At 42.4% G+C, this 12,595-nt stretch carries 11 protein-coding genes; all 11 read left to right on the top strand.

Annotated features, from left to right (window positions below; genetic code table 11):
- Window positions 1-237 precede the first annotated feature (237 nt).
- The 11 genes from AC4HAN_RS09180 to rplC all read left to right on the top strand — a co-directional run bounded on the left by AC4HAN_RS09180 (window position 238) and on the right by rplC (window position 12,574).
- Complete coding sequence (locus AC4HAN_RS09180) at window positions 238-1,203, top strand: GyrI-like domain-containing protein (RefSeq protein ID WP_491092236.1); 966 nt, start codon at window positions 238-240, stop codon at window positions 1,201-1,203.
- Between the two features lie 101 nt (window positions 1,204-1,304).
- Window positions 1,305-2,603 (top strand): adenylosuccinate lyase, encoded by a 1,299-nt coding sequence (purB, locus tag AC4HAN_RS09175; protein ID WP_491092235.1) that lies wholly within the window; start codon window positions 1,305-1,307, stop codon window positions 2,601-2,603.
- 125 nt (window positions 2,604-2,728) lie between these two features.
- Window positions 2,729-3,643, top strand: coding sequence for a helix-turn-helix domain-containing protein (locus AC4HAN_RS09170; RefSeq protein ID WP_491092234.1), 915 nt, complete (start codon window positions 2,729-2,731; stop codon window positions 3,641-3,643).
- 347 nt (window positions 3,644-3,990) lie between these two features.
- Window positions 3,991-4,992: a Holliday junction branch migration DNA helicase RuvB gene (gene ruvB, locus AC4HAN_RS09165; protein ID WP_491092233.1), complete on the top strand. Its 1,002-nt coding sequence runs from the start codon at window positions 3,991-3,993 to the stop codon at window positions 4,990-4,992.
- A 28-nt stretch (window positions 4,993-5,020) separates the two neighbouring features.
- Window positions 5,021-5,443 (top strand): low molecular weight protein-tyrosine-phosphatase, encoded by a 423-nt coding sequence (locus tag AC4HAN_RS09160; protein ID WP_491092232.1) that lies wholly within the window; start codon window positions 5,021-5,023, stop codon window positions 5,441-5,443.
- Between the two features lie 65 nt (window positions 5,444-5,508).
- A complete protein-coding gene (locus AC4HAN_RS09155; RefSeq protein ID WP_027974846.1) occupies window positions 5,509-5,889 on the top strand; it encodes an MORN repeat-containing protein in 381 nt (126 codons plus the stop codon).
- Complete coding sequence (locus AC4HAN_RS09150; protein WP_491092231.1) at window positions 5,886-7,670, top strand: acyltransferase family protein; 1,785 nt, start codon at window positions 5,886-5,888, stop codon at window positions 7,668-7,670. Before AC4HAN_RS09155 ends, AC4HAN_RS09150 begins: the two co-directional genes overlap by 4 nt.
- Window positions 7,671-8,285: 615 nt before the next feature.
- Window positions 8,286-9,770 carry a threonine synthase gene (gene thrC / locus AC4HAN_RS09145; protein ID WP_491092230.1) on the top strand — a complete coding sequence of 495 codons (1,485 nt, stop codon included), beginning with the start codon at window positions 8,286-8,288 and terminating at the stop codon, window positions 9,768-9,770.
- Window positions 9,771-9,964: 194 nt separating this feature from the next.
- Window positions 9,965-11,254 (top strand): MATE family efflux transporter, encoded by a 1,290-nt coding sequence (locus tag AC4HAN_RS09140; protein WP_491092229.1) that lies wholly within the window; start codon window positions 9,965-9,967, stop codon window positions 11,252-11,254.
- A gap of 283 nt (window positions 11,255-11,537) precedes the next feature.
- Window positions 11,538-11,846: a 30S ribosomal protein S10 gene (gene rpsJ, locus AC4HAN_RS09135; RefSeq protein WP_003067229.1), complete on the top strand. Its 309-nt coding sequence runs from the start codon at window positions 11,538-11,540 to the stop codon at window positions 11,844-11,846.
- Between the two features lie 101 nt (window positions 11,847-11,947).
- Entirely contained in the window at window positions 11,948-12,574 is a 627-nt protein-coding gene (gene rplC, locus AC4HAN_RS09130; RefSeq protein WP_027974850.1) for a 50S ribosomal protein L3, read from the top strand.
- Window positions 12,575-12,595 lie beyond the last annotated feature (21 nt).

Genomic DNA, 12,595 nt, shown 5'->3' with positions numbered 1-12,595 from the left:
ACTGAAACTTCCTGCAAGTTCCCTCAACATGTCAAACAGACTTTTAGAAAGTTCCAAAGGTTTGATCAACCTTGTTACTGTCCTAGCCTACGGTTAACCAGAAAATGCCGACAAACCCTCAAAACTCAACTCAACACTATCCGAAAACGTTACAAGGATAAAGGTGGGAAGAAAGCTGAAAAGAAGGAAACAGCAGCAGCTACAGTTGAAAGACAACTGTAAAACAGGAGTATAATAATGACTAATAGGAGTGCTATGGTTCAATACAAAATTGAGGAAAGAGAAGAGCAAATATATTATGGCTATTCTTGGAAATGTAATTCAGAGACAGATTTTTCAGTAATTTGGAATGAATTTTATACTAAGGAAAAAAATTATCTTGAGAACCCACTTGTAATAAAAACTCTTCCAAATGAAAATAAAGAATTTGCGTATAGTATATGTATTCAAGGATATGATTCAGATGATGACTTATCTGATTACGATATAATAACTATGCCAAAAGGGCGTTATGTAAGGTTATTACTAACTGGACCGTTAGAGCAGTCAGTTATTGAAGGATGGAAGTTTGCGTTCTCTGCCTTTAATTTAGCATCAGAAAAAAATATTGAACTATATGGACGACAAGAAAAGACTAGTTCTGATTTTTCAATGAATATCTTAATCCCTATCTTAAATGAAAAAACAAAAATTGAGAAACTTAAATGGAAAGCTGCAAAACTTTGGGAAAAGCCAAGTGTTAAAGTAGCAATAGGATTGATTGTTGCAACGGCAGTGACTGCAATAACAGCGATAGTTATAAATAAATCTCAAAGCAATTGTGAGCTACCTGTCTTTAATAATGAGGACAACGATGATATAGATCTTGAAGATACATCAATGGATGGTTTCGAGGAAGATGATAGTATTGTAGATGCAGTTAGGAGTGAACGCAAGTCTCCAGAAGATCATATAGTAAGTGGGCATTATCAAACCTATCATACTAAAAATGGTCCCACTCAAAAATATGTCGGACCATATTATAGAGGTGAACGATTTGAGGAAGGCATTGAATTCGATGACTTTGACGAACTTGATGATTATGAAGATGAAACGTTGGATGTGTATGATGCTGCGGATATTTGGGCCTCTAGTGGGAAAGATGAAGATTATACGTTTGGATACTCAGAAGAAGAGCTAGAAGATGCGCTTAATAACTTTTAAATATACCCCCCACCTAAGTGAAACATCATTAAAAAACTGCCCGTCAGGGCAAAGAAAAAATAAATTAGAAGTCTGGCTGAAAGCCAAAGGAGTTTAAAACAATGTTAACACGTTATTCACGCCCTGAGATGGCGAAGATTTGGAGTGAAGAGAACAAGTACCGTGCTTGGCTGGAGGTCGAGATTTTGGCCGATGAGGCATGGTCGGAGCTGGGGGAAATCCCTAAGGAAGATGTGGCGAAAATTCGCGCCAATGCGGACTTTGATATTGACCGTATTCTGGAGATTGAACAGGAGACCCGCCACGATGTGGTTGCCTTTACCCGTGCGGTGTCTGAGACACTTGGCCGCGAGCGCAAGTGGGTTCACTACGGCCTCACTTCGACCGATGTGGTGGACACGGCCTACGGCTACCTCTACAAGCAGGCGAACGCCATCATTCGCAAGGACTTGGACAATTTCCTCGCGATTATCGCTGATAAGGCACGTGAACACAAGTTTACCATCATGATGGGACGTACGCACGGTGTTCATGCGGAGCCAACGACTTTTGGTCTTAAATTAGCCACTTGGTACAGCGAAATGAAGCGCAACATTGAGCGTTTTGAACATGCGGCCGCCGGTGTCGAAGCCGGGAAAATCTCCGGTGCCGTTGGGAACTTTGCCAACATTCCGCCATTTGTGGAAAAATACGTCTGTGAAAAATTGGGCATCCGTGCTCAGGAAATCTCAACGCAAGTTCTGCCGCGTGACCTGCATGCTGAATACTTTGCCGTTCTTGCCAGCATTGCAACCTCAATTGAGCGCATGGCGACGGAAATCCGAGGTCTGCAAAAATCAGAACAGCGTGAAGTGGAAGAATTCTTTGCCAAGGGTCAAAAGGGCAGCTCTGCTATGCCTCATAAGCGCAACCCGATCGGCTCTGAAAATATGACGGGTCTTGCGCGTGTTATTCGCGGTCACATGATTACGGCTTACGAGGACGTTTCTCTCTGGCACGAACGTGACATTTCGCACTCCTCGGCTGAGCGCATCATCGCACCGGATACGACTATTCTCATTGATTATATGCTCAACCGTTTTGGCAATATCGTCAAAAATCTGACGGTTTTCCCGGAAAACATGCTGCGCAATATGGGATCAACCTTTGGTCTTATCTTCAGCCAGCGCGTTATGCTTAAGCTTATCGAAAAAGGCATGACCCGTGAAGAAGCCTATGATCTGGTTCAGCCTAAGACAGCCTATTCTTGGGACAATCAAGTGGACTTCAAACCGCTTCTTGAAGCTGACGAAGCTGTTACGTCGCGCTTGAGTCAGGATGAGATTGATGAGCTGTTCAACCCTGTTTACTACACTAAGCGTGTTGATGAGATTTTCAAACGCATTGGCCTGGAAGATTAATAAACGACAGACAGCTGTGACGAAAGTCGCAGCTTTTTACACTTAAAAATCAGCATAAAAATATCAGAAAAATTTACTATATTATAGACTTATGATAGAATAATAAAAAATGAGAAAGAGATTTTATGTTAGAAGATTTTGGGGAGAGAGTAAAGCGGCTGCGGTTAGAAAAGGGACCGACCAAAGAAGTTTTCTGTCAAGATGAGTCTGAACTGTCCATGCGGCAGCTGACAAGGATTGAGTCGGGGGAGTCTGTTCCTACACTCAGAAAGGCTGTTTATATTGCTGAGCGTTTGGGTGTGACACTGGATTATCTGACTGATGGGCGAAACATTGACCTGCCTAGCCGCTATAAGGAGCTGAAGTATCTGTTACTTAGAACACCGACCTACGGCGATCAGGAAAAGCTGGCTGAAAGGGAGGCTTATTTTGATGAGATTTTTAATCATTTTTACGACACCCTGCCGGAAGAAGAGCAGCTTGTGGTTGATGCTCTACAGTCAAAATTAGACATTCATCTCAGTGAAAATATTGATTTTGGGGTTGGCATTTTAAATGATTACTTTGACCAGATCTTGATGCGCAAACGCTATCAGGTAAATGATTTAATCATCATTGACCTCTATTTTTCCTGCCTGACCATCAGTGATTTGCGCAAGGATATTTTCGACTTAGACAAGTACGATAAACTGATGCAGGTCCTTTTAAAGCAGAGTGATTATCTGCCCGTCGAAGATTTATTTGTACTTAATAATGTTCTGCTCAACAATTTCGGCATCCTTTTGCTTTTGGAAAAATATGACATGATCAAAGAGCTGATTGCAGTTGCCAATGACATCATGATGAAAACCTCTGATTTTCAAAAGAAGCCTATTGTCAGTATACTTGAGTGGAAGCATTATCTGTTAGTCGAAAATGATGAAGCACGGGCTAGAAAAAGCTATGATTCCGCCATTTTATTTGCTAAATTAACTGAGAACACTACATTGAGAGAAAAATTAGAAAGAGAGTGGCAGCAGGATTCCCAAAACAGGACATAGATGTCCTGTTCTTTTCTTCTCCAATACTTTATAATGATACCATCAAAAAAGAAAGGAGAAAGGGTATGGCTACAGTTTTTTTAACAATTTTAAGAGCCCTTGACTGGTGGGGAATCTAGTTTGTGAAAACACAGCTAAAACTTCCAGATAAGGCTTTTTGATCAGTATCAGGCCGCACAGTTTTTTAGCAAATATACCAGAAGTACTCAAAAGCGGTCTTACGGTCAAAAGGAGAAAGATTTTTGCCTTTCAGCAAAGGTCTTTCTTTTTTTGCAGAGCTGTTTAAATTTTTTATTGAAGCTGATTTTTGTCTTTTTCTTTTGCCTGCAAGATGATACAATTAAACTATGACTAGAATTTTAGATAATGAGCTTATGGGTGATGAAGAGTTTGTTGAACGAACTCTGCGTCCGCAGTATTTGCAGGAATATATTGGTCAAAATAAGGTAAAGGATCAGCTGAAAATTTTTATTGAGGCGGCCAAGCAGCGCGATGAGGCACTGGACCATGTCTTGCTTTTTGGTCCTCCGGGGCTTGGTAAGACCACGATGGCCTTTGTCATTGCGAATGAACTGGGAGTCAATCTCAAGCAAACCAGCGGACCGGCTATTGAGAAGGCTGGTGATTTGGTAGCTGTTCTCAATGAATTGGAACCTGGAGATGTGCTTTTTATTGATGAAATTCACCGAATGCCCATGGCTGTAGAAGAGGTTCTTTACAGTGCTATGGAGGATTTCTACATTGATATTATGATTGGTGCCGGTGAAACCTCCCGCAGTGTGCATCTTGATCTGCCGCCATTCACGCTGATTGGTGCAACAACACGTGCCGGTATGCTCTCTAATCCATTGCGGGCCCGCTTTGGGATTACCGGTCACATGGAATACTATACAGAAGCTGACCTGACCGAGATTGTTGAGCGGACAGCAGATATTTTTGAGATGGAAATTACCCATCAGGCTTCGCTCGAATTAGCCAGACGCTCCCGAGGGACTCCGCGTATTGCTAACCGTCTGTTAAAGCGCGTGCGTGATTATGCTCAGATTATGGGAGACGGTCTGATTGATGATCAAATAACGGATAAGGCTCTGACCATGCTTGATGTGGATCACGAAGGGCTGGATTATATTGACCAGAAGATTCTCAAAACAATGATTGAAATGTATCACGGCGGGCCTGTCGGCCTGGGAACGCTGTCAGTGAATATCGCGGAAGAGCGTGAAACGGTTGAGGACATGTATGAGCCCTACCTCATTCAAAAAGGCTTTATTATGCGAACGCGCAGCGGCCGTGTCGCAACGGCTAAGGCTTATGAGCACTTGGGCTATGATTATATAGAAGACAACTAACGGCTTGAGCATTAAAAGGAAATTATATATGAAGAAAATTTGTTTTGTCTGCTTGGGAAATATCTGCCGCAGTCCAATGGCCGAATTTGTCATGAAAGCAGTTGCTTCCGACAATCTTGAAATTGCCAGCCGAGCGACATCAGGCTGGGAACACGGCAATGCGATTCATCGCGGGACACAGAAAATTTTTAAAAAATATGATATTGCCTATGATTCCTCCAAGAAATCTCAGCAAATCAGCATGACTGATTTTCGCTATTTTGATTTTATTATTGGAATGGACCGTGCAAACGTTCATGATTTAAAGAAAATGTCAAAGGGTCAGTTTGATGATAAAATCTTCCTTTTTACAGATGGCGGAGTGCCGGATCCTTATTATACAGGGGACTTTGAAGAAACTTACCGCTTAGTTCAAAAGGGCTGCCGCATGTGGCTGGGAAAAATTGATTAGCTGCACCTTGTTATATTTTCAAATTGTAGTAAAATGGCATTATTAAATAGAATTGAATAAATAAGATGAAGAAGATACAGATAACAAGAGAAAAATTAGAATTATTAGCAGTCATTGTCATCGTTGTATGCGGCTTATCTGTTTTTAGCATTAAATTTGGCAGCAAGGCAACGCTGACCTATGAAAATGGCAAAATTCAATACACCGGCTATGTCCTCAACCATCGGATGAACGGTCAGGGCAAGCTGACCTACCCTAACGGAGATGTTTATGAGGGTAACTTTGTTAACGGTGTTTTCAACGGCCGCGGTACTTTCAAATCCGGCATGGGCTGGTCCTACACCGGAGAGTTCAAGAAAGGTCAGGCTGACGGTCAGGGCAAGCTGATTGCTAAGGACAAGAAAATTTATAAAGGAAAGTTTAAACAGGGAATTTATCAAAAATGAGAATAAAATGGTTTTCTTTTGTTAGAATTGCCGGGCTTTTTCTGGTTTTATTCTATCACTTCTTTAAGCAGGCTTTTCCGGGCGGCTTTATTGGAGTAGACGTTTTCTTCACTTTTTCAGGGTATCTTATCACAGCCTTGCTGATTGATGAGTATGCTCGAAATAAGGCAATAGACCTTTTAGGCTTTTTGCGGCGGCGCTTTTATCGTATTGTTCCGCCTTTGGTTATCATGGTGCTGGTAACCATGCCCTTTACCTTTTTGATTAGAAAAGATTTTGTGGCGGACATTGGCCGGCAGATTGCTGCCGTGCTGGGATTCACGACTAATCTTTATGAGATTTTTACGGGCAGCAGCTATGAAAGTCAGTTTATTCCGCATCTTTTTGTCCATACTTGGAGTTTAGCCATTGAAGTGCATTTTTACCTTTTTTGGGGGATTCTGGTGTGGTTTTTGTCAAGAAAGGTTAAAGATCAGCGGCAGTTCCGCGGGCTGATTTTCCTGATTTCGGCAGTTCTGTTTCTTTTCAGCTTTGTCAGCATGTTCATACGTGCTTTCTTTGTAAGTAATTTTTCAGTCATTTACTTCTCAACGCTGACGCACATTTTTCCATTTTTCCTGGGAGCTATTTTCGCGACAACCTCAGGGATTCGTGAAACAACCAAGCGGTTTAAGAAAAATGTTCGCCTCTGGCCGACAAAGCGCGTGCTTGTTTACATGATCGGCAGTGCGGCTTTGCTCTTTCTGTTAGGCTTTGTACTTGACTTTGATAGTATTATTACTTACCTATTTGGTTTTGGTCTGGCTAGCTTATTTACAGCTGTCATGGTCTATTCAAGCCGTATTTTGCATGAACAGACGCCTGATTTATCGGAGCCTGCTGCTGTCACTTATCTGGCGGATATCAGCTATGGCATGTATCTTTTTCACTGGCCTTTTTACATTATTTTTGGTCAGCTGATGAGTAACTGGCTGGCAGTTATCTTTACCTTGTTTTTCTCAGTTGTCTTTTCAACGCTTTCTTACTATGTTGTTGAGCCCTATATTGCCGGTAAACGCTCCTCTCTTTTTGGACTGGAAATCCATCTGGATCATTATAAAAAATGGTTTTACGGTTTTGCCGGTCTTTTGACTGCTATCGTTTTGGGTATTACCGTCACTGCGCCGCATGTCGGAGCCTTTGAGACCAGCCTGCTGGTTGATTCGCTTAATCAGGCTGATAACAATATGAACCGAACCCATACGCTTGCTGCCGGTGATGCTGGTGCCATTAGTGATATTACTGTTATCGGTGACTCGGTCACCCTGCGCTCCAGTTCTGCTTTTTCAGCAGTCCTGCCGGAAGCGCAGGTTGATGCAGCGGTAAGCCGAAATTTTGAAAGTGCCTATGAGATCTTCCAGAACCATATCACCAACAAGAGTTTGTCCAAAACAGTAGTTCTTGCTGTTGGTGTCAATTCAATTGAGGGATATGAAAATAACATTCAGCAGTTTATCAATGCTCTTCCGGACGGCCATCGTTTAGTCATTGTGACGCCTTACAATACTAAAGACGAGCGTATTCCTGATGTTCGCAGCTATGAGCTAAGTCTGGCTAAAAAGTACAAATATGTTACGGTTGCAGACTGGTATGAAGCGGCTGTTGCGCATTCTGAGATTTGGACGGAATCTGATGGTGTTCACTATAATGACAGCAGTGATGAAGGGGCGAAACTCTATGTTGAAACCATCAAAAAAGCCATTCAGACGTCTGCTAAAAAACCTGCAAAAGGTGAAAAATAAGCAGTTTCTAAAAGGAATAAATGCCTAAGCGCAGGCAATTGATTCCTCCTTCTATAAATAAAAGCATAGCTGCTATAAATCGGCGGGTATGCTTTTTGTTTGTTGTTTCCCGTGTGAATAAATGCTACAGAATAATGCTAGCAAAGCCAATATAAAGCGGGAAAATGAAGAGAAAAGCTGACACTGCTTAGGTCAATCAGTGTCTAAAGCTAACGTTCGATGTCATCTATAATAACATTTACAAAATCTTTAAAAAACTTTTAAAATGGGCTTGCAAAAACAGATTCTTGCGTTATAATATAGGTGACATCAAATGGTAGAAACAGGAGGGTACAGTGCAAATGTCTGCTTTGCTTTACAATGCTTTGGCGGTGGTATGGATTTCCATTGCCGGGGTAGATTCTCGCTGGGGCAACTAAATTTTTTACTCAAAAAGCTGGGAATTTCCCGGCTTTTTGAGTGCTTTCTAATCCAGCGGCTGCAGAGAAAATAAGTAGTTGACTAATGATTTAAAGGCGGTTTTAGATTTTTCACCTAGCTGAATAAAGCTGCGCTCTTTTGATATAATTATGGTATAATGCTAAAAAAGCTATCTATAAAAGAAGAGGATGAATCATGACCCTAGTTTATCAATCGACTCGTGATGCCGACAATACTGTGACTGCCAGCCAGGCTATTTTGCAAGGATTAGCTGCGGACGGCGGTTTGTTTACCCCTGTTTCTTATCCGCAGGTTGAGCTGGATTTTGAACAGCTAAAGACAGCTTCTTATCAAGAAGTTGCCAAATTAGTCTTATCTGCTTTTTTGGATGACTTTACTGAAGAAGAGCTGGATTACTGCATTGCGCATGCCTATGACGACAAGTTCGATACACCGGTGATTGCACCGCTTGTTAAGCTTAACGGTCAGTACAACCTTGAACTGTTCCATGGCTCAACCATTGCTTTTAAAGATATGGCCTTGTCTATTCTTCCTTATTTGCTGACGACAGCTGCTAAAAAGCAGGGTGTTGATAATAAAATTGTTATATTGACAGCAACATCGGGCGACACTGGCAAAGCTGCCATGGCAGGTTTTGCTGATGTGCCCGGAACAGAGATCATTGTCTTTTATCCTCACGGAGGCGTCAGCAAAATCCAAGAACTGCAAATGACAACGCAAAAGGGGAGCAACACTCACGTCGTTGCCATTGAAGGGAATTTTGACGATGCTCAGACCAATGTTAAAAAAATGTTCAATGATGCTGAACTGCGGGATAAGCTGCTGCAAAAAGGAGCTCAGTTTTCTTCTGCCAATTCAATGAATGTCGGCCGCTTAATTCCTCAGGTTGTTTACTATGTTTATGCCTATGCGCAGCTGGTCAAATCCGGAGATATTCAAAATGGAGACAAGGTCAACTTTACCGTGCCGACCGGAAACTTTGGCAATATCTTGGCTGCCTATTATGCTTATCAAATTGGTGTACCGGTCGGAAAATTAATCTGTGCCTCAAATGAAAACAATGTACTGACTGATTTCTTCAAAACCGGAACCTATGATAAAAAACGTGAATTTTACGTTACTACCAGTCCGTCCATGGATATTTTGGTTTCATCAAACTTAGAGCGGCTCATTTTTCATCTGCTGGGCAATGATTCTGCTAAGACAAAAGAGCTTATGGAAGCTCTGGCAGAAAAAGGCGAATATACCTTGGAAAATGCAGACAGAGATATTTTAGATTTGTTTGCAGCAGGGTTTGCCAGCGAAGCAGAAACAGCTGCAGAAATTAAGCGTGTTTATGAGGATAACGGCTACATTGAAGATCCGCACACAGCTGTGGCTTCTGCTGTCTACCGTGCCTATAAGACGGCTTCGGGGGATTCTAAACCGACGGTCATTGCTTCGACAGCCAGCCCTTATAAGTTTCCGCGGGTTACTGTTCAGGCAGTCACCGGTAAGGATTCGGGAGATGATTTTGCAGCTGTCCGCGACTTAAATGAGCTGTCGGGCGTTGCTGTACCGACAGCAGTTGCCGGCCTTGACAGTGCTCCGATTCGCCATCGTAAGGTGGTTGCGGCTGCTGATATGCAAAAAGCAGTTGAGCCTTATTTAGAAATCTAAAGGGGAGGCTGGAACCAAATTCCAGCCTCTTAATTATAACTAAAAGTATCGTTCACAAGGGCTGGTTTTTCAGTAAGGAATAATTTCGTTAAACTGATACATAATCGGTTCTTTTTTATTCAGTATGTTGACAGTAAGCTGTAAGGCAATATAAAAGAATTTTGCTCTTGTGAGAGGTTTTCGTGTATAGGAATATGAAGCAAAGAAAGAAAATTATCGGGCTTGCTCTGCCGGCTATGGCAGAGAATCTTTTGCAGATGCTGATGGGGGTTGTTGACAATTATTTGGTTGCGCAGCTCGGCTTAGCGGCTGTTTCGGGTGTTTCGGTCGCAAATAACATTATTACTGTTTATCAGGCTGTTTTTATTGCTCTCGGAGCTGCGGTATCCAGCCTGATTGCTAAAAGTTTGGGAGAAAAGGATGCTGTCAAAACACGATTTTATCAAGCTCAATCCATTTTTTTAACAATAGTTATCAGTCTGGTTTTGGGAGCGGCATCTTTAATTTTTGGGCGGCAGATGCTGCATTTTCTGGGAACAGCTGCTGATGTGACACGTACAGGAAGTCTTTATTTGGCAGTGGTTGGCGGTCTGATAGCTGCCTTGGGGCTGCAGACAACCTTAGGCGCTGTTTTAAGGGCTCAGGGTAAGGCAAGACTGCCGATGTATGCCAGCTTTTTGACCAATGTTTTGAATGCTCTGTTATCAGCAGCAGCCGTTTTTCTGTGCCATTGGGGAATTGCCGGTGTTGCCGGCGCGACAGTGTTTTCACGTCTCGTTGGAGTCGGTGTCCTGGCGAGCCAGCTGCCTGTTAAGGAGATTCTGGCTGCGACGAAATTTAAACTGGATAAAGATCTGACGGCTTTCGCTCTGCCTGCAGCAGGAGAGCGGCTGATGATGAGGGCGGGAGATATTGTTATCGTAGCCATTATTGTCAGGTTTGGGACGACGGCTGTCGCCGGAAATGCAATCGGCGAAACCCTGACACAATTTAATTACATGCCGGGCATAGGAGTTGCCACGGCAACGGTCATTCTGGTCGCTCACTATCTGGGTGAGGGCAGCAAGGACCATATTCGTCAGGTTGTTAGAGAATCCTATGTTCTTTCTACTATATTAATGCTGTCAATCGGAACCCTTGTCTTTTTTGGAGGAAGGCACCTGACTTTTCTTTTTACAGACAATAACGAGGCTCTGCAAGCCAGCTTGGTTGTGCTGTTTTATTCTTTTATCGGCGGTCCCGCTACATCGGGCACTTTGATTTTTACAGCAGTCTGGCAAGGTCTGGGAAAGGCCAAGCTCCCTTTTTATGCTACAACAATTGGAATGTGGCTTATCCGTATCCTTTTAGGGTACTTTCTGGGTATCAGCCTGAGTTTGGGTTTGTCCGGTGTTTGGCTTGCAACGCTGGCGGATAATATCTTTCGCTGGTTATTCTTGTATTATATGTACAAAAGGTATATGAAAGGGCGGCTAATTAAATAGAGAAGAAGGCTTATCTGCAAGAGAGAGTGAGGAAAATTGATTTTTGTGAAATCATAATTTGCCTCGCTCTCTTTTTAAAGCCTTTTCATAGAAGAAAAATAAAAAAAGTCGGCAAAGCCCTTGCAATAGAAGGTTTTATTTGTTATACTAATCGGGTGCTGTAAAAAACAGCTTTTAGCTTTGATGCAAGAGGTTGCGACACGCTCGGTTGCATTGCCACGCAACGGCTGCCGGTTTTCTTGCGGAGCTAGCCTATTATTTTAAATAGACGAGAGGAGAAAAGATGGCAAACAAAAAAATCCGTATCCGTTTGAAAGCATACGAACACCGTACACTTGATACAGCGGCAGAAAAAATCGTAGAAACAGCAACTCGTACAGGCGCAAGCGTAGCCGGTCCGGTACCGCTTCCTACTGAACGCAGTCTTTACACAATTATTCGTGCGACTCACAAGTATAAAGATTCTCGCGAACAATTTGAAATGCGTACGCACAAACGTCTTATTGACATTGTGAACCCAACGCAAAAAACTGTTGATGCGCTTATGAAGCTTGATCTTCCAAGCGGTGTAAACGTAGAAATCAAACTCTAATTCGGTTTGAGCACAAAAAACGCTCGTTAAAAACTTTTTTGAGCATGAAAAACGCTCATTAAAAACTTTTTAATAAAAATAAGTAAAGGAAATATTTTCTCATGACAAAAGGAATCTTAGGGAAAAAAGTGGGAATGACTCAAATCTTCACTGAAGCCGGTGAATTTATCCCTGTTACTGTCATCGAAGCAGCTCCGAATGTTGTGCTTCAAGTGAAAACTGTTGAAACAGATGGTTATGAAGCAGTTCAAGTTGGTTTTGATGACAAGCGCGAAGTATTGAGTAACAAACCCGCCAAAGGTCACGTAGCAAAAGCTGACACGGCTCCTAAGCGCTTCATTCGTGAATTCAAAAACATTGAAGGCTTAGAAGTTGGTTCAGAATTAACTGTTGAACAGTTCGAAGCCGGTGATGTTGTTGATGTTACTGGTACAACTAAAGGTAAAGGTTTCCAAGGTGCTATTAAACGCCACGGTCAATCACGCGGTCCTATGGCTCACGGTTCTCGTTACCACCGTCGTCCTGGTTCTATGGGACCAGTTGCGCCTAACCGTGTTTTCAAAAACAAACATTTGGCTGGACGCATGGGCGGCAACCGCGTAACTATTCAAAATCTTGAAGTAGTTCAAGTTGTTCCGGAAAAAAACGTTATCCTTATTAAGGGTAATGTGCCGGGTGCTAAGAAATCTCTTATCACCATCAAATCAGCAGTTAAAGCTGCTAAATAATAAGGAAAGGGGAAATCAGTT

Source organism: Streptococcus sp. ELY_86 (assembly GCF_058314495.1).
This window is presented reverse-complemented; position numbering and strand designations above follow the sequence as displayed.

Coding starts and splice junctions, on each gene's coding strand:
- AC4HAN_RS09180 (WP_491092236.1), top strand. CDS start 238: ATGACTAATAGGAGTGCTATGGTTCAATACAAAATTGAGGAAAGAGAA.
- purB (WP_491092235.1), top strand. CDS start 1,305: ATGTTAACACGTTATTCACGCCCTGAGATGGCGAAGATTTGGAGTGAA.
- AC4HAN_RS09170 (WP_491092234.1), top strand. CDS start 2,729: ATGTTAGAAGATTTTGGGGAGAGAGTAAAGCGGCTGCGGTTAGAAAAG.
- ruvB (WP_491092233.1), top strand. CDS start 3,991: ATGACTAGAATTTTAGATAATGAGCTTATGGGTGATGAAGAGTTTGTT.
- AC4HAN_RS09160 (WP_491092232.1), top strand. CDS start 5,021: ATGAAGAAAATTTGTTTTGTCTGCTTGGGAAATATCTGCCGCAGTCCA.
- AC4HAN_RS09155 (WP_027974846.1), top strand. CDS start 5,509: ATGAAGAAGATACAGATAACAAGAGAAAAATTAGAATTATTAGCAGTC.
- AC4HAN_RS09150 (WP_491092231.1), top strand. CDS start 5,886: ATGAGAATAAAATGGTTTTCTTTTGTTAGAATTGCCGGGCTTTTTCTG.
- thrC (WP_491092230.1), top strand. CDS start 8,286: ATGACCCTAGTTTATCAATCGACTCGTGATGCCGACAATACTGTGACT.
- AC4HAN_RS09140 (WP_491092229.1), top strand. CDS start 9,965: ATGAAGCAAAGAAAGAAAATTATCGGGCTTGCTCTGCCGGCTATGGCA.
- rpsJ (WP_003067229.1), top strand. CDS start 11,538: ATGGCAAACAAAAAAATCCGTATCCGTTTGAAAGCATACGAACACCGT.
- rplC (WP_027974850.1), top strand. CDS start 11,948: ATGACAAAAGGAATCTTAGGGAAAAAAGTGGGAATGACTCAAATCTTC.